The organism is Micromonospora sp. NBRC 107095, assembly GCF_030269705.1.
Lineage (GTDB): Bacteria > Actinomycetota > Actinomycetes > Mycobacteriales > Micromonosporaceae > Micromonospora > Micromonospora parva.
This window is the reverse complement of the sequence record NZ_BSTU01000007.1, coordinates 527,355-551,354: the sequence shown is the minus strand read 5'-3', so window position 1 is coordinate 551,354 and position 24,000 is coordinate 527,355. Positions and strand designations below refer to the sequence as shown.

Genomic DNA, 24,000 nt, shown 5'->3' with positions numbered 1-24,000 from the left:
GTCAGTCCGCCGGGGTCGGCTCGGTGAGCAGCAGGCCGGTCAGCAGACCGCGTAGGGTCCGCTCGACGAGATCCGCGCGGGGCGTCGGTCCGGAGGGCTGGCCGAACGCCGCGACCAGGTGCGGGTACGCCGTGAGGTCCACCCCGGCGAAGCTGAACGCCCCGGCGGCGGACTCCTGACGGGCGAAGAGACTGGCCACGCCGGTCATCATCGCGATGGCCTCGAACTTGGCGGCCACCGGGCAGCGCACGGGTTCCAGGACTTCGATGCAGTAGTCGAACCAGGCCAGGGTCTCCGGGCCGATGCCGGACGGCCGGTGGAACACGTCGAGCAGCCACGGATGGGCGCCGAACAGCGCCAACTGCCGGCGGCCCAACAGCACCATCGTCGCCAACCAGTCGCCCTCCACCCGCGGGTACGGGCGCAGGTCCCGCACCGCCCGGTCGGTCATCAGGTCCAGCAGGTCGTCGCGGGACGACAGGTAGCGGTAGAGGGAGCCGGCGCCGGTGCCGAGCGCGGCGGCCACGGCGCGCATCGACACCGCGGCCAGCCCTTCGGTGTCGGCCAGCGCGATGGCGGCGACGACGATGCTGTCCCGGCTGCGCGCCGGAGCGGGGCCACGGCTGCCCCGTTCGGGCCTGCTCCAGATCGGCCGCCGGTCGGGGTCGCCGTCGCCGACGCGCGGCGGTACGTCACTCACCGATCCACACTAAACGGCAACCGCCGTTCGCCAGTCGGGTCGTCACCGCGAGGCGGCGTGCTCGACCACTGTCATTGATCTTGGCTAGGCTGGTGGGCATGTCCGCACACCATCGGCACCGCCATGACGACGGCCGGAGGTGGGCCACCTGCTCGGCGCGCCCGATCGAGCCGGCCACCTGGTGAGCGACGCACCCGTGCCCGCCCCACGGGGTGGACCGGCCGCCCCACAGCGGCACCAGTCGGGTTGGGTCGACCGTTGCGACCGACTCGCCCGGTCCCGCCCCTTCGAGATCGCCATCGTCGTGGTCATCCTCGCCAACGGCATCGTTCTCGGCCTGGAGACCTACGACAACCTGAGCCCGGCGGGCACCGCGCTGCACTGGCTGGAGGTGTTCTTCCGGGCCGTCTTCGTCGTCGAGATCGCCATCCGGCTGGCGGCGTACGGCAAGCGCCCACAGGACTTCTTCCGACACGGCTGGAACGTCTTCGACTTCGTGGTGATCGCCGCGATCTTCATTCCGGGCCTGCACGGCGACCCGGCGCTGCTGCGGGTCGTGCGGGTCGCCCGCATGGTCCGCCTGGTGCGGTTCTCACCGGGCCTGCGGACCATCGTGTCCGCGCTGTGGCGCAGCCTGCCGGGTGTCACCGGCTTCCTCGCCCTGGCGGTGGTGACGCTCTACGTGTACGGCATGGCCGGCTGGCTGATCTTCGGCAACAGGTACCCGGAGGAGTACGGCGACATCGGCCGGTCGCTGCTGACGTTGTTCGTGCTGTTGTCGCTGGAGACGCTGCCGGACCTCATCGAGCAGGGCATGGCGATCTCACCGTGGACGCTGCTCTACTACGTCAGCTACGTCGTCATCACCGTCAACCTGCTGCTCAACATTCTCATCGCGGTCATCGTCAACTCGATGGAGGAGGCCCGCCGGTTGGAGATGACCGAGCGCCTGGCTCCCGGCTACGACGAGGACGGCGACGGCGTACCGGACGAGGTGGACCGGATCGCGCTCACCCAACGGCTGGACGACCTGCGGGCGGTCATCACCGAATTGGAACGTGAGCTGCGCATCGACCGGGACGACGGGCACAGCCGACCGCACCGCGACAACGCCCGCACCGGACGGTGATCCGACCCTCGCGCTGCGTGTTCCCGTGCGGATAGTGTCGACGGCGGTCCCATCGGCCTCCGAAAGAGGTGCCGGCATGACGACGAGTGTGGACACCGCCCCGACCGCCACCAATCCCACCGACGCTCTCGGCCCGGTGATCGACGACGTGATCCGCCCGCAGGCGCCGATCGTCGACCGGGACGGCGCCTTCCCCCGCCCCGGTGTCGACGCCCTCGCCGCAGCCGGCCTGCTCGGCCTGGCGTCCTCGACCGAGATCGGTGGCGGCGGCCACGGCATGCGGGCGGTCGCCGAGGTCATCGAGCGGCTCGCCGCCGAGTGCGGGTCCACCGCGATGGTGGTGCTGATGCACTACGCGGCGACCGCCGTCATCGAGGCCCACGGCCCCCGCGACGTCCGCGCCGCCATCGCCGCCGGCGACCACCTCACCACGCTGGCCTTCTCCGAGTACGGCTCGCGCAGCCACTTCTGGTCGCCGACCGGCACCGCGACAGCCGCCGACGACGACACGGTCCGCCTCGACGCCCGCAAGAGCTGGGTCACCTCGGCCGGTGAGGCCAACAGCTACGTCTGGTCGAGCCTTCCGCTGGCCCCCGGTGCCGGCCCGATGACGCTGTGGCTCGTACCCGCCGACAGCGCCGGCCTGAGCGTGACCGGGGACTTCGATGGGCTGGGCCTGCGCGGCAACGGTTCCCGGCCGATGACCGCCGACGGGCTCCGGGTTGCGTCGACGGCACGGATGGCGGCCGACGGCGCCGGGCTCGACACCGCGCTCGGCGCGATCCTGCCCTGGTTCCTGGTGCTCAACGCCGCGTTCTGCCTCGGTCTGGCGGCCAGCGCGGTCGCCGAGGCCGGCCGCCACCTCACCGGCACCACGCTCGCGCACACCGGAGCGGCCCTGCGCGACGCGCCCGTCACCCGACGCGACCTCGCCCGCCTGATGATCCGCACCGACGCGCTGCGCGCCTTCCTGGGCGACACGCTCACCGCGCTGGAGACCGGCCGGGACGACGCGATGCTGCGGGTGCTCCAGGTCAAGGCACTCGCTGGCGAGACCGTCGCCGACGTGACCGACGGTGCCATGCAACTCTGCGGCGGCAGCGCCTTCCGCAAGGAGTTGGGCCTTGAGCGCCGTTTCCGGGACGCCCGCGCGGCCCGGGTGATGGCACCCACCACCGACGCGCTGCACGACTTCGTCGGTCGGGTCGCCACCGGGCTGCCACTGCTCGACGAGGCGAACCGCTGATGCCCGCGCCCGGCGTTCTGATGGGCGCGGTCGCGTACGACCCGAAGGTGGTGACCATCTGGGAGGGCTTCCGCGCCTGGCTGCGCGGGCGGGGCCTGGACTTCGACTTCGTCCTCTACTCCCACTACGAGCGACAGGTCGAGGACCTCGTCGCCGGGCGGATCGACGCGGCCTGGAACTCTCCCCTGGCCTGGCTGCGCGCCGAGCGGCTGGCGGCCGCCCACGGCACTGCCGTACGCGCGCTCACCATGCGCGACACCGACCAGGACCTCACCTCGGTCGTGGTGGTTCGCGCGGAGTCGCCGGTGCGCCAGGTCACCGACCTCGCCGGGCGGGTGGTCGCCGTCGGCGCACTGGACAGTCCACAGGCGACGCTGATTCCGCTCGGCCACCTCGCGGCGGCCGGGGTGACGGTCGACGTCCGTCGCTTCGACGTGGGTGTCGGCCTGCACGGCGATCACCTCGGCGGTGAGCGCGACGCGGCCCGCGCCCTGGTGGCCGGGGAGGTCGACGCCGCCTGCATGATCGACGCCAACCATCTGGGGTTCGTGCAGGAGGGCACGTTACCGCCTGACGGCACCCGGATCGTGGCGCAGACCGCACCCTACGACCACTGCAACATGACGGTCCGCGCGCCGGAGTCCGACGGGGTGCGGCTCTTCGGCGCGTTGCTGCTCGGCATGTCGTACGCCGATCCGCAGGTGCGTCCGCTGCTCGACCTGGAGGGGTTGACGGCCTGGCGGGACGGCCGCGCCACGGGGTACGCAGCCCTGGCCGAGGCGGTCGACGCCGCGGGCTTCTACTCCCCCGACGGGCGGGTGACGGCCCCGGACTACCGGCCGTGAGCGCGGCGCCCGTCGCCGAGGTCGACCTCGGTGACCTGGGTTTCGCCCGGGGTGCGCACCTGCTCGTGCAACGCGCGCTGACCGGGCTGCCACCCGGCGGCCGGTTGGCGGTCTCGGGCCACGACCCGGCGTTGCGCGTCCACCTGCCCGCCTGGTGCCGTGCTCGGGGCCACCGGGTCGAATGGCCGGATCGGTGCGACCGCAGCGAGCTGGTGGCGGTCGTGGTCCGGGGGTCGGCGGACGACGACCGCTGGTCCGGCGCCGAGCGGGCCGGGCCGGCCCTGCCGACGTCGCTCAGCAGTCGTCCACCGGCGCGGTGGGGGCTCGGCGCGCGGGGCGCGCTCCTCGAAGCCGGGGGCCCGCAGGCCCGCTTCGACCTGGACGACCGCGACCTGGTCTGGGCCGACATCGCCCCGCAGTTGTACGCGCAGGCCGCCGCCCGACAGTGGGACCCGCAGACCGCGGTGCCGTGGGACGACCCGTTCGCGCTGCCGGCCGACGTCGAAGCCGCTGTGGTGCAGGTGATGACCTACCTGGTCGAGAACGAACAGGCCGCCCTCGTCGTGCCGGCCCGGTTCGTGGGGCGCATCCACCCGCACTTTCGGGAGGTGGTGCAGCTGCTCGCCGTGCAGATGGCCGACGAGGCCCGGCACATGGAGGTCTTCAGCCGGCGGGCGCTGCTGCGGGGCGCCGAGTTGGGCACCTCGTCGGCCGGCGGCCGGCAGTCGCTGTTCACGCTGGTCGCGGAGTCGGACTTCGCGTTGGCGTCGTTTCTGCTCTCCGTGCTCGGCGAGGGCAGCTTCGTCGATCTGCTCTCGTTCCTGCACGAGAACGCCCCGGACCCGGTGACGCGTCGGATCTGCTGGCTCGCCATGCAGGACGAACGGCGGCACGTCGTGTTCGGCATGGCGCACCTGGAACATCAGGCGCACCTCGATCCGCTGCTGCGTGACCGGCTGCGCGCGGCCATCCACCGTCGCCACGACGCGCTGGTCGACACCGCGGGGCTCAACGCGGACGTCTTCGACGCGCTGGTGGTGCTCGCGGCGGGTGGGTGGCATCCGGACGACGTGTCCGCCGGCTTCGACCGGGTGCGGGCTCTGCAGCACGCCATGGATCAGGGCCGCCAGCGCCGCCTCGTCCGGCTGGGTTTCCAGCCCGACGAGGCGGCGGCGCTCTCCGCGCTGCACACCCGCAACTTCATGTAGGCGCGCAGTACGCTGGAGCGACAATGACCAGCGAATCCGGCGCGGTCCGCGAGGCGCTCCTGCGGCTGCGCGCGCAGACCGAGGCTCAGGCCACCGCCCTGGAGGGCGACCTGCGGGGCCTCTTCGAGGCGTCCCGGTCGTCCAACGCCGACGACGAACACGACCCCGAGGGCAGCACGATCGCCTTCGAACGCGCGCAGCTCATCGCCGTCCTGGACGCCACCCGCCGACGCCTGGCCGAGCTGGACGTCGCGCTGCGACGGGTGGACGACGGCAGCTACGGCGTGTGCGAACGGTGTCTGCGTCCCATTCCCGCCGAGCGTCTCGTCGCCCGCCCGTCAGCGCGTACCTGTGTGGCGTGCGCCAGTCGACGGTAGCCGCACCGCCGTCAGCGGCCACCGGCGTAGCGGGCGCGGTCGCCGAGCTCCTCCTCGATGCGGATGAGCTGGTTGTACTTGGCCGTGCGGTCCGAGCGCGACAGGGAACCGGTCTTGATCTGTCCGCAACCGACGCCGACGGCCAGGTCGGCGATGGTGGTGTCCTCGGTCTCTCCGGAGCGGTGCGACATCACCACCCGGTACCCGGCCTTGTGGGCGGCGTCCACCGTCGCCAGGGTCTCGGTGAGCGTGCCGATCTGGTTGACCTTGACCAGGATCGCGTTGGCGTAACCGCCGTCGATCCCGTCGCGCAGCCGGTCGACGTCGGTGCAGAACACGTCGTCGCCGACCAACTGCACGCGCTCCCCCGCCGCCGCCGTCAGCCGCTGCCAGCCGGCGATGTCATCCTCGGCCATCGGGTCCTCGATCGAGCTGATCGGGTACCGGGCGACCAGGTCCAGCAGGTAGTCGATGTGCTCGTCAACGGTGCGCTGACGTCCCTCGCCGACGTAGTCGTAGACGCCGTCGCGGAAGAACTCCGAGCTGGCCGGGTCGAGACAGATCAGCACGTCGGAACCGGGCTGGTAACCGGTGTCCTCGATGGCGCGTAGCACGAACCGCAGTGCCTCGTCGGCGTCCGTGACGTTCGGGGCGAAGCCACCCTCGTCACCGACGTTGGTGTTGTGCCCCGCCGCGGCCAGGGACGCCCTGAGGGTGTGGAAGACCTCCGAGCCCATCCGGACCGCCTCGGCGAAGGTCCGCGCGCCGACCGGGGCGATCATGAACTCCTGGAAGTCGAGCGGATTGTCGGCGTGCGCGCCACCGTTGATGATGTTCATCATCGGCACCGGCAGCAGGCGGGCGCCGACGCCACCGACGTAGCGGTAGAGCGGCTGCCGGTGGGCCGACGCCGCCGCCTTCGCGGCCGCCAGGGACACCGCCAGGATCGCGTTGGCGCCCAGGCGGCCCTTGTCCTTGGAACCGTCGAGGTCGATCATCGTCTCGTCGATCAGGGCCTGGTCCTCCGCGTCGAGCCCGCGCACCGCGTCGGCGATCTCCCCGTTGACCGCGGCGACGGCCGCGCTGACCCCCTTGCCGTGAAAACGCGTCCGGTCCCCGTCGCGCCGCTCGACCGCCTCGTTGGCCCCCGTCGACGCGCCGGACGGCACGGCGGCCCGTCCGGTCGACCCGTCGGCAAGGACCACGTCGGCCTCCACCGTCGGGTTGCCCCTGCTGTCGAGGATCTGCCGACCCCGCACCCGACTGATTGCCGTCATCGCACACTCCCTGCTCAAGCTGCTGTTTCACCGCCAGACTGGCAGGAAACGGCGGCCCTGACACCGCGACGATGGACACGTTGACCCGTACCCCGGGGTGCGGGTTTAGGGTCGCGGGATGCGGGTGGGCGAGTTGGCACGACGGACCGGAACCACGGTCCGGGCACTGCGGTACTACGAGTCGGCCGGGCTGGTCGTGCCCCGGCGGCTGAGCAACGGCTACCGGGAGTACGACCCGATCGCGGTGCGGCTGGTGGCCCAGATCCGCGAGCTGATGGCACTCGGCCTGACCGTCGAGGAGACCCGCCCGTTCGTCGAGTCGATCGCCGGGGGTGCCGACGACGCCGACGTGTGCGCGGCGGCGGTGGCCACGTACCGCAGCACCATCACCAACCTGCAGGAACGGATCGGCAGGTTGACCGCCCAGCGCGACGCCCTGGACGCACGCCTCGACGCCGCCGCGAGCCAGGTCGTACCCGGCGGTGGCGCGGTCGGGGGCGACCCCGCCGCGCTGGTCGGCACCAGCCTGCCACCGCTGTCCTTCTACGGCACCGACGGCCGCCCGGTCGACCTCGGCGCGCTCGGCGCCGGGCGCACCGTCATCTTCGTCTACCCGCTGACCGGGCGACCCGGCGTCGACCTGCCCAACGGGCTGTTGGAGATCCACGGCGCCCGGGGCAGCACCGAGCAGGCCGCCTGGTTCCGCGACCACCACGCGGAGCTGCGCGCCGCCGGCGCCGCCCGGGTGTACGGGCTGTCCGCGCAGTCGACCGGCTACCAACGGGAACTCGCGCACCGGCTGCGGCTGCCCTACCCGCTGATCCCCGACCCGAGGCTGACCCTGGCCGCCGCGCTGCGTCTGCCGACCCGTACCGCTGGCGACATGACGCTCTACGAACGGCTGACGTTGATCATCGCCGACGGCGTTGTCGAACACGTCTTCCACCCGATCCAGGACCCGGCGTCGCACCCCCTGCACGTGATGCGGTGGCTCACCAAACGACGCCGGGCCCCCGGATCGGTTGCCGCCTAGAAATCGTCGTCGAAGGCGACGGTGCCGCTCACCCCGACCTGGTACGCCGACACCCGCCGCTCGAAGAAGTTGGACAGCTCCTGCACGTCCTGCAACTCCATGAAACCGAACGGGTTGCTCGACCCGTAGTGCGCCGGGATGCCGAGCTGGGCGAGGCGGCGGTCGGCGACGTGCTGGAGGTACTCCCGCATGTCGGCCAGGGTCAGACCGGGTACGCCGTGACCCAGCAGGTCCTCGGCGAACTGCACCTCACACTCGACGGCCTCGGTGAGCATCTGCCGGACCTGGTCGGCGAGGTCGTCGTCGAACAGGTCCGGCTCCTCGGCGCGGACCGTGTCGACGACGTCGAACGCGAACGCCATGTGCATGGACTCGTCGCGGAACACCCAGTTGGTGCCGGAGGCGAGGCCGTGCAGCAGGCCGCGGGAGCGCAGGAAGTAGACGTAGGCGAACGCGCCGTAGAAGAACAACCCTTCGATGCAGGCGGCGAAGCAGATCAGGTTCAGCAGGAACGTCCGCCGGTCGTCCCGGGTCCGCAACTCCCGCAGGTCGCCCAGCGAGTCGATCCAGCGGAAGCAGAACTCGGCCTTGCGCCGGATCGAGGGGATGTTCTCGATCGCCGCGAAGGCTTCGAAACGTTCGGTCTCGTCGGGAACGTAGGTGTCGAGGAGGTTGAGATAGAACTGGACGTGCACCGCCTCCTCGAACAGCTGCCGGGACAGGTAGAGCCGACCCTCGGGGCTGTTCACGTGCTGGTAGAGGTTGAGCACCAGGTTGTTGGCGACGATCGTGTCGCCGGTGGCGAAGAACGCGACCAGGCGGCTGACCAGGTGCCGCTCGGCCGGTGACAGCTTGTCCAGGTCGGCGAGGTCGGCGTGCAGGTCGACCTCCTCGACGGTCCAGGTGTTGCGGATGGCGTCGCGGAAGCGGTCGAAGAAGTGCGGGTAGCGCATCGGGCGCAGGGTGAGGTCCATCCCGGGGTCGAGCAGCATGTGCGTGGTCCTCGTGTCGATGGTGGCGGCGTCGGTGATGGCGGCGTCGGTGATGGCGTCGGCGGGGCTCACTGGCAGGCCTCGCACGATTCGGGGTTCTCCAGTGAGCAGGCCAGCGCCTCCGCGTCGACGGCGACCGTGACAGCGGCGGGCGCGACAGCGCCGACGGTGGCCTGCTGGATCCGGGTGGCGGGGCGCGAACGCAGGTAGTACGTGGTCTTCAGGCCGGCCTTCCAGGCGTACAGGTACATCGAGGAGAGCTTGCCGATGGTCGGCGCGGCCAGGAACAGGTTCAGCGACTGGGACTGGTCGATGAACGGGGCGCGGGCGGCGGCCAGGTCGATCAGCGCCCGCTGCGGCAGCTCCCAGGCGGTGCGGAACAACTCCCGTACGCCGGCCGGCAGCTCGGCGATGTCCTGCACCGACCCCTCGGCCCGCTTGATCGCCGAACGGATCGGCTCGGTCCACAGACCGCGTGCCTTCAACTCCCGGACCAGAGCGGTGTTGACCTGGAGGAACTCCCCCGACAGGGTCTCGCGCTTGAACAGGTTGGACACCTGCGGCTCGATGCACTCGTAGCATCCGGCGATCGAGGCGATGGTGGCTGTCGGCGCGACCGCCACCAGCAGCGAGTTACGCAGCCCGTACGCCTCGACCCGCTCGCGCAGCGCCTCCCAGCGTGCCGTCTGGGTGCCCTCGACACCCCACAGGTCGGGCTGGAGCTGGCCCCGCGCGGCCCGGGTCTGCGGGTACGCCGGGTGCGCGCCGAAGTCGCGGGCCAGGTCGGCGGAGGTCTCCAGCGCGGTCAGGTACAGCTCCTCGCTGATCCGGGTGGACAGTTCCCGGGCGGCCGGCGAGTCGAACGGCAGCCGCAGTGCGAAGAAGACGTCCTGTAGGCCCATCAGCCCGAGCCCGACCGGCCGCCAGCGGGGGTTGCTCGCCGCCGCCTGCGCGGTCGGGTAGTAGTTGATGTCGATGACCCGGTCGAGGAAGGTCACCGCGGTGCGCACCGTGGCGCGCAGCCTCTCCCAGTCGATGCCGCCGTCGGTGAGGTGGGCGGCGAGGTTCACCGAGCCGAGGTTGCACACGGCGGTCTCGGTGTCGCTGGACACCTCGACGATCTCGGTGCAGAGGTTGGACAGGTGCACCACGTTGCCGTCCTCGGCGGTCTGGTTGCACAGCCGGTTCGACGCGTCCTTGAAGGTCATCCACCCGTTGCCGGTCTGGGCGAGGGTGCGCATCATCGTGCCGTACAGCTCCCGCGCCGGAACCTGCCGCACGTAGCGGCCCTGCGCCTCGGCCTCCCGGTACGCGGCGTCGAACCGATCCCCCCACAGGTCCGGCAGCTCGGGCACCTCGTTCGGGTCGAACAGCGACCACATCTCGTCGGCCTCGACCCGGCGCATGAACTCGTCCGGGATCCAGTTGGCCAGGTTCAGGTTGTGGGTGCGCCGGGCGTCCTCGCCGGTGTTGTCGCGCAGGTGCAGGAACTCCTCGATGTCCGGGTGCCACGGCTCCAGGTAGACGCAGGCCGCGCCCTTGCGCCGGCCGCCCTGGTTGACCGCCGCCACGCTCGCGTCCAGGGTGCGCAGCCACGGCACGATCCCGTTGGACTGCCCGTTGGTGCCCCGGATCAGCGCGCCGCGGGAGCGGACCCGGGAGTACGCGATGCCGATGCCACCGGCGAACTTGGACAGGTTGGCGACCTGGGCGTACCGGGCGTAGATCGAGTCCAACTCGTCGAGCGGGGAGTCGACCAGGTAGCAGGAGGACATCTGGGTGTGCCGGGTCCCGGAGTTGAACAAGGTCGGTGAGCTGGGCAGGTAGGCCAGACTGGACATCAGTCGGTAGAAGCCGACCGCCTCGTCCGGCGTCCGGGACAGACCGCAGGCCACCCGCAGCAGCCAGTACTGCGGGGTCTCCAGCACCAGTCGGCTGGTGGGGTGGCGCAGCAGGTAGCGGTCGTAGACGGTGCGCAGTCCGAAGTACTCGAACCGGCGGTCGCCGTCCGGGTCGACGGCGGCATCGAGGGTCGTGGCGTGTGCGGCGACGAACGCGGCGGTGTCGTCCCCGATCAGCCCTTCGGCGTGGCCGACCCGGATCGCCGCGCTGAACGAGGTGATGCCCTGCCGGCGTACCTCCTTGTCGACGTAGGCGGCCAGCAGCCGCGCGGCGAGGCGGGAGTACTGCGGCTCCTCACCGATCATCTCGGCCGCGGTCTGGATGGAGAGCCGGTCCAGTTCGGCGGTGGTGGCGCCGTCGTAGAGGCCGCTGATGGTGCGGGTGGCCACCCGCATCGGGTCGACGTCGGTCAGATCGTCGGCCCACCGCTCGACCGCCCGGACGATCTTGTTCACGTCCACGGGTTCGGCCGCGCCGTCGCGCTTGCGGACCCGCATCGGCGTCCGCCGCGCGGGCGTGTCGGCGCTGACCGGGACTACCTGGGTGACTGTCACCACTCGCTCCTCGGAGTTCGAGACCTGGTGGCCCGGACGCGAGGAGACAGACACCGACGGACGCCACGCCGGCGCGGCGTGGGATCAGGTGGCGTCAGCCGTCCCACGCGGCCTCGGACCGCCGCGCACCCGGATGCGGGTACGCGGCGCGCTGGCAGGTCTTCGGACTCGCGGGCACGACCGGGCTCGCCGGTCTCCTAGTGGCCGTCGCTTCCCAGGCCGATGGGTGGCCCAGTGCTGATGACGGCGGTCGTTCCCACTCACCGCTGCGGGACAGTCCCGGATTTCCACCGGGTTCCCTGTTGCCTCGACCGCGCCGGATGAGCGGCCGAACCAGCTGCGCTCGACACCATATATAGGGACGCAGCCGTTGTCACACCCCACATGTCGGTCTCGGGCGTGTCGGCGGCCAGCGCGGTGACCACCGTCACCACCCGGGCCGCGCGCGCCGCGCCGGACGACGCCGACACCGGGGGCACGATTCTCCGCGTCGGTGTCGACAATGGTCAGTGGGTCGACACCCCACGCAAACATCATATGTCTGCACGTCCGTAGTGATCGACAACGTTGACGCACCCGAGGAGCCGTCCGTATACTCCCAGTGATCATCTGATCTTTAGCCTAGCCGGGCGAGGAGCGCATGCCGCAGATCACTGCCGTCACCGTCGAGGACGTCCGCTTCCCCACCTCCCTGACCGCTGACGGGTCAGACGCCATGAACAAGGACGGCGACTACTCGGCGGCCTACGTCGTGCTGCACACCGACGGCGTCGACGGCGCGGGCGCGCCGCTCGCGGGGCACGGGCTGACCTTCACCATCGGCCGTGGCAACGACATCGTCGCGGCGGCGGCGGTCCACCAGGCACAGCTTCTCGTGGGCCTGGACGTGGCGACGATGGCGGCGGACATGGGCGCCGTCTACCGCCTCCTGACCTCCGACTCTCAGCTGCGCTGGCTCGGCCCCGAGAAGGGCGTCGTCCACCTGTCGCTGGCGGCCGTGCTGAACGCGTCGTGGGACCTGGCCGCCCGGGTCGCCGACAAGCCACTGTGGCGACTGCTCACCGACATGTCCCCCGAGCAACTCGTCGACATCGCGGACCTGCGCTACCTGTCCGACGCCCTGACCCGGGACGAGGCGCTGGCCATCCTGCGCGCCAAGGAGAGCACGAAGGCCGACCGCCTCGCCGAGCTCGACCGGACCGGCTACCCCGCCTACACCACCTCGGCGGGCTGGCTCGGCTACGGCGACGACAAGCTGCGCCGGCTGTGCCAGGAGGCGGTGGACAGCGGCTACGGCTACGTCAAGCTCAAGGTCGGCGCCAACCTCGACGACGACATCCGCCGCTGCGCGATCGCCCGGGAGATCCTCGGCCCGGACCGCAACCTGATGATCGACGCCAACCAGGTGTGGGATGTCGGCCAGGCCATCGAGTGGGTCACCGCTCTCGCCAAGTTCAAGCCGCTCTGGATCGAGGAGCCGACCAGCCCCGACGACATCCTCGGCCACGCCGCCGTCCGCCGTGCCGTCGCTCCGATCGGCGTGGCCACCGGCGAGCACTGCCACAACCGGGTGATGTTCAAGCAGCTGTTCCAGGCCGAGGCCATCGACTTCTGCCAGTTGGACACCGGCAGGCTGGCCAGCATCAACGAGATCGTCGCCGTGCTGCTGCTCGCCGCGAAGTTCGACATCCCGGTGTGCCCCCACGCCGGCGGAGTCGGGCTGTGCGAGATGGTCCAACACGTCTCGGTGCTCGACTACGTGGCGATCTCGGGGGACCTCACCAACCGGGTCACCGAGTTCGTCGACCACCTGCACGAGCACTTCACCGACCCGTGCATCATCCGCGACACCGGCTCGGGAAGCGGTTACGTCCTGCCCAGCCAACCCGGCTACTCCACCCGGATGCGTCCCGAGTCGGTCACGCTCTACCGGTTTCCCGACGGCCACTACTGGGCCGCGGCGGACCCGACTACCGTGTCATCTCCGGAGGCGTACGTGATCGCGGGTGGACAGGCCACCCCCGTCGGCCGCTAGGGGAAGCATGTCTCGCACAGACGAAGTGGTCAACGGCATCAAACGGATGATCCTCGAAGGGCAGTTCCGGCCCGGTGACCGGCTACCCATCGAGAAGGACCTCGCGGAGTCGCTCGGCGTCTCACGGGGCTCGCTGCGCGAGGGGATGTCGGCGCTGTCGATCCTCGGCATCGTCAACATCCGCCAGGGCGACGGCACCTACGTCACCAACCTCGACGCCCCGCAACTGCTGGCCCCGATGGGTTTCGTGGTCGACTTCCAGGGTCAGGGCGACCCGCGGCACATCCACACCGTCCGGCGACTGTTGGAGTGCGAGGCCGCCCGGTTGGCGGCCACCAGGATCACCGACGAGGCGCTGGCTCAGGCGGGGGACCTGCTCGACGAGGCGGCCCGGCTGGTCGGCCAGTCGCCGCAGGACCACGAGCGAATCATGGAAATCGACATCGCCTTCCACCGGATCATCGCCGTGCACGCCGAGAATCCGGTGCTCGTCGGCCTGATCGAGGCCTTCGCCGGGCGCACCATCCGCAGCCGGCTCTGGCGCAGCCTGCACGAGGAGGGCGCGGACCTGCGGACCCACGACGAACATGTGGCGATCCTGAAGGCCCTCGTGGCGCGCGACCCGGAGCGGGCCCGCACCAGGATGGCCAACCACCTGATCGGCGTGGAGGAGTCGTTGCAGGGGTTGCCCGACGACACCGACGCGGCCATCGAGACGGCCCGCTCGTGACCGTTCACGACTGCACGTCGAGCAACCCCTCGTCGTACAGGGCCGCCCAGAGCTGATCGGGGACGTCGACGTCAGCCCGGCGCAGGGTCTCGGTCACCTGGGCCTCGTCCCGCATGCCGACCACCGTCGACACCACGGCCGGGTGGCGACGGACGAACGCCAGCGCCGCCTGGGGCAACGTGACGCCGTACGCCTGGCAGACCCGCGCTATCCGGCGGGCCTGGTCGATCACCTCCGCCGGCGCCTGCCGGTAGTCGTAGACGGCGTCGGTCGGCGGCATGTCCCGGGCCAGCAACCCGGAGTTGTAGACCCCGGCGACCACCACACCGACGTGGCGGGCCTGCGCGGCAGGCAGCAGGTCGGTCAACGCGCCCTGCTCCAGCAGCGTGTACCGACCGGCGCACATCACCACGTCCACGTCGGTCTCGGCCACGAACCGGGCCAGCATCGCGGACTGGTTCATGCCGGCACCGACGGCACCGATCACGCCCTGCTCGCGCAGCTCCACCAACGCCGGGAGGGCCTCGTACGCGGCCTGCTCCCAGTGCTCGTCCGGATCATGGAGATACACCACGTCGATCCGGTCCAGGCCAGTACGCCGAAGGCTCGCCTCCAGCGAACGGCGCACGCCGTCCCGGCTGAAGTCCCAGACCCGGCGATGATCGGCGGGAACGTCGAAACCCTCCGGGTCCCGTCGGTGCGCCGCCTCCGGTGACGGCACGAGCAGCCGGCCGACCTTCGTCGACACCACGTACTCGTCGCGCGGGCGGGAGCGCAGGGCGGCGCCCAACCGCCGCTCCGACAGCCCCAGCCCGTAGTGCGGCGCGGTGTCGAAGTACCGGATGCCGCCCGCCCAGGCGGTGTCCACAGCGGCGGCGAACTGCTCATCCGACGTCGCCCGGTACAGGTTGCCGCCCTGTGCGGCGCCGAAGCCCAGCGCGCTCAGCCGCGGCTGCGACCCGGCGGCGGCCCAGCCCGCCCACCGGGTGCGACCGCGCGCACCCCGGTGCACGGCCGCCGTCACCGCTCACCCCGATCCACACCGGTGCTGCCGGTCATCGCCGCGACCAGCTCGTCGGTGGTGGTCTCGTCGGCGCGCAGTTGGGCGGCCCGCCGGCCGAGGCGCAGCACCTCGACCCGGTCGGCGATGTCGAGCACCTGCGGCATGTTGTGGCTCACCAGCACCACCGACATGCCGGCGTCGCGGGCCCGTCGGACCACGTCGAGCACCCGCCCGGTCTGGACCACTCCCAGCGCCGCGGTGGGCTCGTCGAGGATGACCACGTTGGTCGCCCAGATGATGGCGCGGGCGACCGCCACGCACTGCCGCTGTCCACCGGAGAGCATGGCGATCGGGGTGGTCACCCGGGGAATCCGTACGCCCAGTTCGTCGAGGGCGGCGGCGGCACCCTGCCGCATGGCGCGCTTGTCGAGCAGGCCGAGCCGACCGAGTGGCCCGGAGCGCAGGATCTCCCGGCCGAGATACAGGTTGGCGGCCACGCTCAGGTCGTCGGCGACGGCGAGATCCTGGTAGACGGTCTCCACCCCGGCCCGGCGGGCATCGACCGGGGTGGAGAACTGGACCGGACGGCCGCCGATCAGGATCTCGCCCTCATCCGGCGGATGCACACCGGACAAGGTCTTGATCAGGGTGCTCTTCCCGGCGCCGTTGTCACCGATCAACGCGACGACCTCGCCCCGGCGGACGGTGAAGTCGGCCCCCCGCAACGCCTCGACGTGCCCGAACCGCTTGACGATGCCGCGGGCTTCGAGGACCGGCGGCTCCGCGTCGGTGGGTTGCTGGTCGCTGGTCGCGGTGGCCGTGGGGTTCACGCCCATCACTGCACCGGCGGGTTGGCGCAGCTGGGCTCGAGCACCGCCTTGATCTCCGCCGAGTCGATGTTCTCCTTGGTGACGAACGTGACGCCGGTGTCGGCCGATGCCAGCGGCGCCTTGTCCCGGAGGTGCTTGACCATCTTGTCGACGCCGAAGTAGCCCATCTTGAACGGGTTCTGCACGACCAGCGCCGAGATCTGGCCGTTGCGTACCCCGGCGATCTCGTCCGGGGCCGCGTCCCAGCCGATGATGACCACCTTGCCGGACTTGCCGGCGGCCTGGATGGCCTGCGCGGCACCGAGCACGCTCGGCTCGTTGGCGGCGAAGACACCCTTCAGGTTGGGGTTGGCGGTGAGGATGTTCTCGGTGACCCGTCGGGCCTCGTTGACGTCGCTCTTGCTCGGCTGCTGGCCGACCAGCTTCAGGTTGGGGTACTGGGCCAGGCCGGCCTTGAAGCCGTCGACCCGCTCGGTGTTGGTCTGCGATCCGGGCTGGAACTCGACCAGCGCCACCTCGTGGTTGCCGGGCCCGAGTTCGGTGGCGAGCATCTTCGCCGCCTCGGTCGCCGACGCCCGGTTGTCGGTGGCGAAGAGAGGCACACTCGACGGCTGCGGGCTGGTGCCAGAGTCGATCATGGCGACCGGGATGTTGGCGCCGAGCGCCTTGTCGGTCGCCGGCGCCAGCGCGCTGGAGTCGGTCGCCGCGTAGACGATGCCGTCGACCTTCTTGGTGACGAAGTTCTGGATCAGGTTGACCTGGCCCTCGACGTCGGTCTCGGTGGTCACCCCGTCCCACTGGACGGTGACGTCCCCCGCGCGCTGCGCGGCGCACTCCGCGCCCGCCTTGACGGTGTTCCAGTAGTCGGCCCCGACCGCCTTCGGCACGACGGCGAGCTTCAACGGACCGCTCGCGTCCTTGGTCGCGCCGTCGCCGCCGCCGTCGCGGACCTCGACCCCGCCGCAGGCGCTGAGCAGAGCGGTCGCCGCGGCGGCGGCCAGGATCGCCTGCGCGCGCAGGAGTCGGCCTCGCGTCCGCCGGCTGGTGGTGGTGTGTGCCATGGTGTGTGTCCTTCCTCGTTCGGACTCTCGGAATGGCATGTCAACCCCGTGATTCCAGCCGCCGGCGGCGGTACTGGTCGAAGTAGACGGCGGCCCAGATGATCACGCCGACGATCACCTGCTGGTAGTGGATGCTGATGTCGAGCAGGACGGCGCCGTTGCGGACCAGGGCGATGAGGAACGCGCCGATGATGGTCCCGACGATCCGGCCCTGCCCGCCGAACAGGCTGGCTCCGCCGATGACTGCGGCGGCGATGACGTCGAGCTCCAGCGAGATGCCGTAGTTGGGCTGACCGGAGTTGACCCGGGAGGCGGCGATCATGCCGCCCAGCCCGACCAGCACGCCGGCCAGCACGTACACCCCGGTCAGGTGCCGCCCCACCCGGATGCCGGAGCGGCGGGCCGCCTCCAGGTTGGAGCCCATCGCGTACGTGTACTGACCGAAGCGGGTCTGGGAGAGCAGGAAGGCGACCCCGACCGCGACCAGGATGGTGATCACCACGGCGAACGGAATGCCGAGGATCTCCCCGTTGCCGAGCAGTTGGAAGGATCGGGGCAGACCGTAGACGCCGACCGCTCCGGTGATGATGAAGACGAGGCCGCGGCCCACGGACATGGTTCCCAACGTCGCGATGAACGGCGGGATCCGGGCCACCGTCACCAGCAGCCCGTTCAGCAGTCCGGCCAGCGCGCCGACGCCGATCGCGACCGCCGTGGCCGCCCAGAGCGAGAAGCCGAGGTCACGCACGACCATCGCGCCCAGCACGCCGGCAAGGGCGGCGACCGACCCGACGGACAGGTCGATGCCCTTCGTGATGATGACCATCGTCTGGGCGGTGGCGATGATGGCGATCACCGCCGTCTGCGCCCCGATGTTGAAGAGGTTGTCAGCCGTCAGGAAGTATGGGCTCGCGAAGGTCAGGGCGATGAACAGGACGACCAACGCGGTGGCGGCGGTGAACTCGGAGACGGCGTGGGAGACGCGTTCGCGAAACCAGTCGCTGAGCTCGCCGCGCTGCGTGCCGGCGGTTGCCTCGACGCTACTCATCGTCGGACCTGACCTCCCCAAGCGTGGCGCCGGCCCCCGACGAGGACCCCGCCGACGAGCCGAACGCCTGTGAGCGACCGACCCGCTCAGCTGTCGGTACGGCCAAGTGCCCGCACAACCTCAGAGATAGATCGGATGTTTCCCACGATCAGGCGTTACCTTGCCACGCATTCACGTATGTTGCCAAGGTCTTGCGGGCATGTTTTGTCATCGTTACCTGCACAGCCGGAGGCATACATCTGACCACCCGACATCGGCCGCCGCCGCTAGCATGTTATCGATAACACGCTATGTCGCCAGCTCGGAAGCCACTGCTCAACTCAGGACGGGGCCAACCGGTACACCCGGGAGGCGGTCCGCTGCCAGTTCGCCGCCCGCTCGTCGTCGGACAGCGGGGCCAACAGGTCGCCGAGGACCGCGACCCAGCGGACGTACGAGGTGACGAGCAGGCACACCGGCCAGTCCGAGCCGAACATCAGCCGGTCCGGCCCGAACACGTCGAGGGTGTGCTCGACGGCGGGCCGCAGGTCGGCGGCCATCCAGGAACCACCCTCCACCTCGGTCACCAGGCCGGAGAGCTTCGCCGTCGTGTTGGGCTCGGCCGCCAGAGCCCGTGGGTCACGGCGCCAGTCATTGAGATCGGCCCGCCCGAGCGAGGGCTTGCCGAGGTGGTCGAGGACGAACCGCACCGGGGGAAGGTCGCGGGCGAGCCGGGTGGCCGCCGGCACCGGTGCGGACGCACCAGGAGGTCGAAGGCGAGACCGGCGGCACCGACAGCGGCGATGCCCCGCCGTACCTCGGGACGGTCGAGATAGGTCGGGTCGGGTTCGGACTGGACCAGGTGGCGGCGCCCGTTGTCATCGGAGCCGTCCCGGTGCCGTCACGTCCAGCCCACACCCCGCCCCAGCCACTGATCGAACCCCACCGGGTCACCCGGAGACACACCACCGATCTGGCAGATTGACCATGTTAGCGGTAACAGACTGTTCACAGATGGCGCTCGCGCGGTACGGCCAGCTCCCGACACAGTCGTCTTTTGGTCTGACGAATCCCCCCTGCCCCGCTATCGCTCCGACCCAATCGACACCCCGGTTCGGTGACACCGTCGGTGCCCAGGGGCCGGGTTGACCGCCCGGGGTCGCACCGATACCGTCGAGCCACTATCTGCGGCGACGCGAGGGAAGCCGGTGTGAATCCGGCGCGGTCGCGCCACTGTGAGCGGCTCCCCGACGGGGGCCGCGAGCCAGGACGCTCGGTCGTCCGCAGCCTTGCGATGGGGACGCGTCATCCCCGGGGAGGTTCGTGTATTCATGTCCAGCTCCGCTTCCAGCCAGCCGGTGGTGCACCCCGCCGGCAGCACCCGTCTACTGTGGACGGCCCTGGCAACCGTTGCCGTACTCGCCCTGGTGACCTATCTCGTCGCCTTCGACCAGGGAGCGGTGTCGCGCAGCGGGACGTACCTGCACGAGCTGATGCACGACGGCCGGCACCTGCTGGGCGTCCCGTGCCACTGAACCCCACCACTCCCCCGTTCCTCGCCGTCCTCGTCCGCGGTCTGCTCGCCGGTCTGATCGCCGGCCTGCTCGCCGGGGGGTTCGCGTACGTGGCCGGCGAGCCGCACGTCGAGGCGGCCATCGCCATCGAGGAGGCCGCGACGCACGCCGAGCCCGCGGTGGGTGCCCACGATCACGGGGAGGCCCTGGTCAGCCGGACGGGTCAGCGCGGCGGTCTGTTCCTGGCCACCGGCCTGTTCGGGGCCGCGATGGGTGGCCTGCTGGCCACGGCGTACGTTCTGCTGTCCCGTCGGCGGCGCGCCGAGGACGACGGTCGGTCGGGTCTGCTGCTGGCCGGTGCGGCGCTGCTCGGTGTGGTGATCGTGCCGTTCCTCAAGTACCCGGCGAACCCACCGGCGGTCGGCGATCCGGCCACCATCGACCAACGGACCGTCACCTACCTGTTGATGGTGGTGCTCGGGCTGGTGGCCGTGTGGGCCGGCTCGCTGGGCTACCGGTCGGTCGGCGCGCAGGCCCCGCCGTGGCTGCGCGCCGCTGCGGCGGTGGGTGGATTCCTGCTGGTCACGGCAGTGGCGTACGTGGTGATGCCGTCCTTCGAGGAGGTTCCGGCGACCTTCCCCGCGACCCTGCTGTGGAACTTCCGGATGGCCTCGCTCGGCACCCAGGTCGTGCTCTGGACCGGCATCGGCCTGCTCTTCGCGGCCCTGATGCACCACGAGCGGCGTCGCCGGGCCGCCACCGCGCTGCCGGGCACGTGAGGGCCACCAGCCTTCGGCTGGTCGCCCACGGTCACACCGCCGCGCTGCGCCGGGCCCACTTCGGCGGACCGGACGACGGCCTGGACGAGGGCGGCCTGCGCGCCGCTCTCGCCCAGGCCGGTCCGGACCGGCGTGGGCACCTCGGCGTGACCGACACCTGCCTGTCCAGCCCGGCGGCGGCGGCCCGACAGACCGCCGACGCCCTCGGTCTGCTGCCGACGATCGAGGCGGCGTTGGCCGACTGCGACTACGGCGACTGGTCCGGCCGGCCGCTCCAGGAGATCGCCAGCACGCGACAGCAGGCGCTGCGTGACTGGCTGTCCACACCGGACAGCGCACCGCACGGCGGCGAGTCCGTCACGGCGGTGCGGGACCGGGTCGGTCGTTGGCTGGACGGGCAGCGCGACGCCGGTCGGCGCATCGTCGCTGTCACCCACCCGCTGGTGATCCGGGTCGCGGTGGTGCACGCGCTCGGCCTGCCGACGGGGGCGTACCGGCAGGTGGACGTGGAGCCGCTGGCGATCGTCCGGCTCACCAGTCAGGGCACCCGCTGGCAGCTCCGACTGGCCGGGCCGGCAGCAGGTTGAGCTGAGGTCGACGGCGCAGGCCGTGCCCACCAGACGGTGGACACGGCCTCGCGGGTCGGGCGACTGTTCAGTGGTGCCGGTGCGGCAGGTGCAGTTCGACCGGCTCGGGCGGAAGGTCGTCGACACCGGCGGCGACGGCCTGTTCGTGGCGGCGGCGCGCCGAGGGCAGAGCGAGTGCCGCGAAGACGGCCAGGACGGCAACGCCCGCGCACACCCAGAAGCCGGCGGTGAACGCCGTGTCGGTGGGCAGCCCCTGCGGGGTGCTGTTCGACGTGATGACGGCCGCGACGACCGCCGCGCCGATGCTGCTGCCGATGGTGCGCGCGATGGTGTTGACGCCGCTCGCCTCGCCGGTCTGCCCGGCCGGGACGCTCTCGATGATGGCGTTGGACATCGCGGCGAACGCCAGGCCGATGCCGGCGCCGGTGAGCACCCCGGAGAGCAGCACCTGCCAGGTCGCGCCGTGAGCAAGTGCCGGCAGCGCGAATGCGACGACGACCAGGACCGTGCCGAGGAACATCGGGACCTTGGGGCCGAAGCGACGGTCCAGCAGACCCGCGAGCGGTCCGAAGACCACCATCATGAGGACGGTGGGCAGCAGGAAGACGCCCGCCTGGGACACCGTCTTGCCGAACCCGTACCCGGTGGCGGCGGGGAGTTGCAGCAGGGTCGGTACGAGCACGAACGTCCCGAACATCGCGAAGCCGAGAATCAGTGCGACGAGGTCGGTGGCCCAGACGCCGCGGATCCGCATCAGGCGCATGTCGATGAGCGGCTCGCGTACCCGAAGCTCGACCTGGACGAACACGATCATCGCGACAACACCGAGCACGAACAGGCCGATGGTCTTCGGCTCGGTCCAACCCCAGCCCTGCCCCTTGCTCACGGCCAGCAGCAGCGAGACCAGCGACACCGACAGGATGGCCGCGCCGAACATGTCGAGCCGGCCGGGCGTGCGCACCCGCGACTCGGGCATCCCGAAGATGGCTCCGAGCAGCGCGACGACGACGAGGGCCAGCGGCAGCCAGAACAGCCAGTGCCACGACAGGTGTTCCACGATCGGTCCCGCCGCCACGATGCCGACACCGGCGCCGACACCGAAGATCGCCGACAGCAGGCCGACGGTGACGCCGACCTTCTCCCGGGGCAGTTGGTCGCGGACGATGCCGATCGACAGGGGCAGGATCGCCCCGGCGGCTCCCTGTAGCGCCCGGGCGACGATCAGCACGGTCAGGTTGGGGGCCAGTGCGGCGAGCAGGGTGCCCGCGGCGAGGGCCGCGAGGACGCCGATGAGGACCCGACGCTTGCCGACCATGTCACCGAGGCGGCCGAGAATCGGCGTCAGCACCGAGGCTGCCAACAGGTACGCCGTGAGGACCCAGCTGATCTCTCCGGTCGAGGCGTCCAGGTCCCTGCCGATTGTCGACAGCGCGGGCGCCACCAGCGACTGCAGCACCGCGAAGGCCAGGCCGCCCAGCGACAGGTACAGCACCAGAAGGGTGCCGTTGGCGCGCGGGGCGACGCCGGGCGCGGAGTCGAGGTGGGTCGGCTCCTCGATGGTGTGGGTCATGAAATCCCCGAAGCTAGATGTAAACGTTTGCTGACTTGCCAGTATCCGCCGCCGAGGAGCCATGTCAACGGTTGTTTACGTCACCATGGCGACCCGCGCCGAGCCTTGCGCCAGCCACCAAGTCAACATATGTTTACTTTCTGGAGCCCGCGACTGACCCGGACGGCTGCTCCGGAGCACCACCGTCGCCAGCACCACCGCCGCCCTCGGCACCGAACCGGAGGTACCGCGTCGTGACAGCAGAGCCGCCTGTCCCCGCGACCGGCAACACCGCCGGCGAACCGGCCCAGCGTCGCCGTCGGGACGCGGCCGAGACCCGGAAGCTGCTGCTCTACGCCGCCCGGCAACGCTTCGCCCGCGACGGTTACGCCGCCACGACCGTCCGGGACATCGCCGACGACGCGGGCGTCAACGTGGCGCTCATCAGCCGCTACTTCACGTCCAAGGAAGGCCTGTTCGAGGCGTGCCTGCGGGCCGCGGGCGACGAGCTGCGCCGAACGACCGGCCAGACCTCCGCCGACCGAATGCCCGAAGCCATCGCCCGACACATCGCCGACCTCGGCGCGACGGGCCTGTCGAGCCAGCTCTCACTGCTGTTGCGGTCATCCGGGGACGCGGGGGCCGACGAGATCCGGCGCGGTGTCCTGGTCCGCTCCAGCGAACAACTGGCGGCGGCTCGCGGGTGGCGGCCCGGCGAGCCGGGAAACGAACAGATCCTGCTGCGCGCCCAGATGGCCCTCGCCGCCGGCATCGGAGTCGCGGTGCTGCGATCGTCGATCCGACTGGAACCCCTGAGTTCCGCCACCGAACAGGACCTGATCGCCCCGCTGCGCGACCTGGTCGACGCGCTGCTGCCACCCCGCTGACCGCGACCGACCCTCCGCCGCTCACCGCACCGCCGCGGAGCGCCACGGCGTCCGGGCCCCGAGTCAGCCCGCGCGGGTGGGCACCAGTGCGGCGGCGCGGTCCAGGGCGGACTTCTCGACCACCGAGAGCGCGGGATCGACCCGGCGTCGGTCCAGCGCCACCCGCAGTTGGCTGGCCCGAGGCCGCGGCACCCGCCGCGCGAAGGCGTCGAGGCCGTCGCGGGCACGATCGGCGAGCGGCGCGTCCGGGCTGACGGCCACCTCGGCGAGAATGAGAGCGGTCATGGCCACGTCCAGGTCGGCCGGCCCTTCGGCGGCGTTGCGCCAATCGATGACCACCGGCCCTCGCGAGGTCATCATGACGTTCTGTGGGTGCAGGTCGAGGTGCAAGACACGATCCGCCGGATCGGCGCTGAACCGGGCCGGTAGGGTGTGCAGTCGCTCGTGCAGACCCACGAGCAGGTCGGCCGCCGCGCCAACGGCGGTACGCCCGGCGAGCATCGACGCCAGGAGAGTCTCTCCGTCGAGCCGTTCGAGCACCAGATCGGGCCCCTGGGCGTCGTACACCACGGGCACCGGGTAGCCGGCCGCCGCGACATACGCCATCACCTCCGCCTCCGGGGCGGTCTCCCCGCCCCGGCGGTAGCGGCGCAGCACCCGTGACTCGTCGAGCGCGAAGACATCGGCGTCGCGTCCCGAGGCGAGCAGCGCGTGATCGGCCATGACAGACGACGC

Annotated in this window: 23 protein-coding genes and 2 riboswitches; of the genes, 12 read left to right on the top strand and 11 right to left on the bottom strand. The window is 71.1% G+C overall.

Going from position 1 to position 24,000, the window contains the following annotated elements; translation table 11 throughout:
* Position 1: 1 nt before the first annotated feature.
* Positions 2-700, bottom strand: coding sequence for a TetR/AcrR family transcriptional regulator (locus QSK15_RS30795; RefSeq protein ID WP_285797547.1), 699 nt, complete (start codon positions 698-700; stop codon positions 2-4).
* A gap of 181 nt (positions 701-881) precedes the next feature.
* Between QSK15_RS30795 and QSK15_RS30790 the strand changes: the two genes are divergently transcribed.
* From QSK15_RS30790 to QSK15_RS30770, 5 genes are all read left to right on the top strand, one after another.
* Positions 882-1,829 carry an ion transporter gene (locus QSK15_RS30790; RefSeq protein ID WP_285797546.1) on the top strand — a complete coding sequence of 316 codons (948 nt, stop codon included), beginning with the start codon at positions 882-884 and terminating at the stop codon, positions 1,827-1,829.
* Positions 1,830-1,905: 76 nt separating this feature from the next.
* Complete coding sequence (locus QSK15_RS30785; protein ID WP_285797545.1) at positions 1,906-3,075, top strand: acyl-CoA dehydrogenase family protein; 1,170 nt, start codon at positions 1,906-1,908, stop codon at positions 3,073-3,075.
* Positions 3,075-3,920: a phosphate/phosphite/phosphonate ABC transporter substrate-binding protein gene (locus tag QSK15_RS30780; protein ID WP_285797544.1), complete on the top strand. Its 846-nt coding sequence runs from the start codon at positions 3,075-3,077 to the stop codon at positions 3,918-3,920. The genes QSK15_RS30785 and QSK15_RS30780 overlap by 1 nt, the downstream gene beginning before the upstream one ends.
* Positions 3,917-5,128, top strand: a complete 1,212-nt coding sequence (locus QSK15_RS30775) for a ferritin-like domain-containing protein (protein ID WP_285797543.1) — start codon at positions 3,917-3,919, stop codon at positions 5,126-5,128. The genes QSK15_RS30780 and QSK15_RS30775 overlap by 4 nt, the downstream gene beginning before the upstream one ends.
* Positions 5,129-5,151: 23 nt before the next feature.
* Complete coding sequence (locus tag QSK15_RS30770) at positions 5,152-5,505, top strand: TraR/DksA family transcriptional regulator (RefSeq protein WP_285797542.1); 354 nt, start codon at positions 5,152-5,154, stop codon at positions 5,503-5,505.
* An 11-nt stretch (positions 5,506-5,516) separates the two neighbouring features.
* On the opposite strand, the gene eno is transcribed toward QSK15_RS30770, so the two are convergent.
* Entirely contained in the window at positions 5,517-6,782 is a 1,266-nt protein-coding gene (eno, locus tag QSK15_RS30765; protein ID WP_285797541.1) for a phosphopyruvate hydratase, read from the bottom strand.
* A 118-nt stretch (positions 6,783-6,900) separates the two neighbouring features.
* Between eno and QSK15_RS30760 the strand changes: the two genes are divergently transcribed.
* On the top strand, positions 6,901-7,815 hold the full coding sequence (locus tag QSK15_RS30760; protein ID WP_285797540.1) for a MerR family transcriptional regulator: 915 nt from the start codon (positions 6,901-6,903) through the stop codon (positions 7,813-7,815).
* Here the strand turns inward: QSK15_RS30760 and QSK15_RS30755 are convergent.
* Positions 7,812-8,807 (bottom strand): ribonucleotide-diphosphate reductase subunit beta, encoded by a 996-nt coding sequence (locus QSK15_RS30755; protein ID WP_285797611.1) that lies wholly within the window; start codon positions 8,805-8,807, stop codon positions 7,812-7,814. The two genes, QSK15_RS30760 and QSK15_RS30755, sit on opposite strands and share 4 nt — an antisense overlap.
* A 68-nt stretch (positions 8,808-8,875) precedes the next feature.
* Positions 8,876-11,206: a ribonucleoside-diphosphate reductase subunit alpha gene (locus tag QSK15_RS30750; RefSeq protein ID WP_285797610.1), complete on the bottom strand. Its 2,331-nt coding sequence runs from the start codon at positions 11,204-11,206 to the stop codon at positions 8,876-8,878.
* 193 nt (positions 11,207-11,399) lie between these two features.
* Positions 11,400-11,616, bottom strand: a riboswitch (cobalamin riboswitch).
* 287 nt (positions 11,617-11,903) lie between these two features.
* Between QSK15_RS30750 and QSK15_RS30745 the strand changes: the two genes are divergently transcribed.
* On the top strand, positions 11,904-13,298 hold the full coding sequence (locus QSK15_RS30745; protein ID WP_285797539.1) for an enolase C-terminal domain-like protein: 1,395 nt from the start codon (positions 11,904-11,906) through the stop codon (positions 13,296-13,298).
* Positions 13,299-13,305: 7 nt separating this feature from the next.
* A complete protein-coding gene (locus QSK15_RS30740) occupies positions 13,306-14,028 on the top strand; it encodes a FadR/GntR family transcriptional regulator (protein ID WP_285797538.1) in 723 nt (240 codons plus the stop codon).
* Positions 14,029-14,032: 4 nt separating this feature from the next.
* On the opposite strand, the gene QSK15_RS30735 is transcribed toward QSK15_RS30740, so the two are convergent.
* From QSK15_RS30735 to QSK15_RS30715, 5 genes are all read right to left on the bottom strand, one after another.
* A complete protein-coding gene (locus tag QSK15_RS30735) occupies positions 14,033-15,052 on the bottom strand; it encodes an aldo/keto reductase (protein ID WP_285797537.1) in 1,020 nt (339 codons plus the stop codon).
* Entirely contained in the window at positions 15,049-15,867 is an 819-nt protein-coding gene (locus QSK15_RS30730; RefSeq protein WP_285797536.1) for an ATP-binding cassette domain-containing protein, read from the bottom strand. The genes QSK15_RS30735 and QSK15_RS30730 overlap by 4 nt, the downstream gene beginning before the upstream one ends.
* On the bottom strand, positions 15,867-16,922 hold the full coding sequence (locus QSK15_RS30725; RefSeq protein WP_285797535.1) for an ABC transporter substrate-binding protein: 1,056 nt from the start codon (positions 16,920-16,922) through the stop codon (positions 15,867-15,869). The genes QSK15_RS30730 and QSK15_RS30725 overlap by 1 nt, the downstream gene beginning before the upstream one ends.
* A gap of 40 nt (positions 16,923-16,962) precedes the next feature.
* On the bottom strand, positions 16,963-17,970 hold the full coding sequence (locus QSK15_RS30720; RefSeq protein WP_285797534.1) for an ABC transporter permease: 1,008 nt from the start codon (positions 17,968-17,970) through the stop codon (positions 16,963-16,965).
* A 320-nt stretch (positions 17,971-18,290) separates the two neighbouring features.
* Positions 18,291-18,698 (bottom strand): amidohydrolase family protein, encoded by a 408-nt coding sequence (locus QSK15_RS30715; RefSeq protein WP_285797533.1) that lies wholly within the window; start codon positions 18,696-18,698, stop codon positions 18,291-18,293.
* Positions 18,699-19,149: 451 nt separating this feature from the next.
* Positions 19,150-19,222, top strand: a riboswitch (cobalamin riboswitch).
* Positions 19,223-19,280: 58 nt separating this feature from the next.
* Here QSK15_RS30715 and QSK15_RS30710 point away from each other — a divergent pair.
* From QSK15_RS30710 to QSK15_RS30700, 3 genes are read left to right on the top strand one after another with little or no spacing between them, the layout of a single operon-like run.
* Positions 19,281-19,484 carry a CbtB domain-containing protein gene (locus QSK15_RS30710; protein WP_285797532.1) on the top strand — a complete coding sequence of 68 codons (204 nt, stop codon included), beginning with the start codon at positions 19,281-19,283 and terminating at the stop codon, positions 19,482-19,484.
* Positions 19,475-20,242: a CbtA family protein gene (locus QSK15_RS30705; RefSeq protein ID WP_285797531.1), complete on the top strand. Its 768-nt coding sequence runs from the start codon at positions 19,475-19,477 to the stop codon at positions 20,240-20,242. Before QSK15_RS30710 ends, QSK15_RS30705 begins: the two co-directional genes overlap by 10 nt.
* The gene (locus QSK15_RS30700) at positions 20,239-20,829 is read left to right on the top strand and encodes a histidine phosphatase family protein (RefSeq protein WP_285797530.1); all 591 of its coding nucleotides are present in this window, start codon (positions 20,239-20,241) and stop codon (positions 20,827-20,829) included. The genes QSK15_RS30705 and QSK15_RS30700 overlap by 4 nt, the downstream gene beginning before the upstream one ends.
* 67 nt (positions 20,830-20,896) lie before the next feature.
* Here QSK15_RS30700 and QSK15_RS30695 read toward each other — a convergent pair whose 3' ends face one another.
* Entirely contained in the window at positions 20,897-22,399 is a 1,503-nt protein-coding gene (locus QSK15_RS30695) for an MFS transporter (RefSeq protein WP_285797529.1), read from the bottom strand.
* A 233-nt stretch (positions 22,400-22,632) separates the two neighbouring features.
* Here QSK15_RS30695 and QSK15_RS30690 point away from each other — a divergent pair, with 233 nt between their 5' ends.
* Complete coding sequence (locus tag QSK15_RS30690) at positions 22,633-23,265, top strand: TetR/AcrR family transcriptional regulator (RefSeq protein ID WP_285797528.1); 633 nt, start codon at positions 22,633-22,635, stop codon at positions 23,263-23,265.
* A gap of 63 nt (positions 23,266-23,328) precedes the next feature.
* Here the strand turns inward: QSK15_RS30690 and QSK15_RS30685 are convergent, their stop codons facing one another.
* Positions 23,329-23,988 (bottom strand): phosphotransferase, encoded by a 660-nt coding sequence (locus QSK15_RS30685; RefSeq protein ID WP_285797527.1) that lies wholly within the window; start codon positions 23,986-23,988, stop codon positions 23,329-23,331.
* Positions 23,989-24,000 lie beyond the last annotated feature (12 nt).

Coding starts and splice junctions, on each gene's coding strand:
- QSK15_RS30785 (WP_285797545.1), top strand. CDS start 1,906: ATGACGACGAGTGTGGACACCGCCCCGACCGCCACCAATCCCACCGAC.
- QSK15_RS30780 (WP_285797544.1), top strand. CDS start 3,075: ATGCCCGCGCCCGGCGTTCTGATGGGCGCGGTCGCGTACGACCCGAAG.
- QSK15_RS30770 (WP_285797542.1), top strand. CDS start 5,152: ATGACCAGCGAATCCGGCGCGGTCCGCGAGGCGCTCCTGCGGCTGCGC.
- eno (WP_285797541.1), bottom strand. CDS start 6,782: ATGACGGCAATCAGTCGGGTGCGGGGTCGGCAGATCCTCGACAGCAGG.
- QSK15_RS30760 (WP_285797540.1), top strand. CDS start 6,901: ATGCGGGTGGGCGAGTTGGCACGACGGACCGGAACCACGGTCCGGGCA.
- QSK15_RS30755 (WP_285797611.1), bottom strand. CDS start 8,807: ATGCTGCTCGACCCCGGGATGGACCTCACCCTGCGCCCGATGCGCTAC.
- QSK15_RS30750 (WP_285797610.1), bottom strand. CDS start 11,206: ATGCGGGTCCGCAAGCGCGACGGCGCGGCCGAACCCGTGGACGTGAAC.
- QSK15_RS30745 (WP_285797539.1), top strand. CDS start 11,904: ATGCCGCAGATCACTGCCGTCACCGTCGAGGACGTCCGCTTCCCCACC.
- QSK15_RS30740 (WP_285797538.1), top strand. CDS start 13,306: ATGTCTCGCACAGACGAAGTGGTCAACGGCATCAAACGGATGATCCTC.
- QSK15_RS30730 (WP_285797536.1), bottom strand. CDS start 15,867: ATGGGCGTGAACCCCACGGCCACCGCGACCAGCGACCAGCAACCCACC.
- QSK15_RS30725 (WP_285797535.1), bottom strand. CDS start 16,922: ATGGCACACACCACCACCAGCCGGCGGACGCGAGGCCGACTCCTGCGC.
- QSK15_RS30720 (WP_285797534.1), bottom strand. CDS start 17,970: ATGAGTAGCGTCGAGGCAACCGCCGGCACGCAGCGCGGCGAGCTCAGC.
- QSK15_RS30710 (WP_285797532.1), top strand. CDS start 19,281: ATGTCCAGCTCCGCTTCCAGCCAGCCGGTGGTGCACCCCGCCGGCAGC.
- QSK15_RS30695 (WP_285797529.1), bottom strand. CDS start 22,399: ATGACCCACACCATCGAGGAGCCGACCCACCTCGACTCCGCGCCCGGC.
- QSK15_RS30685 (WP_285797527.1), bottom strand. CDS start 23,988: ATGGCCGATCACGCGCTGCTCGCCTCGGGACGCGACGCCGATGTCTTC.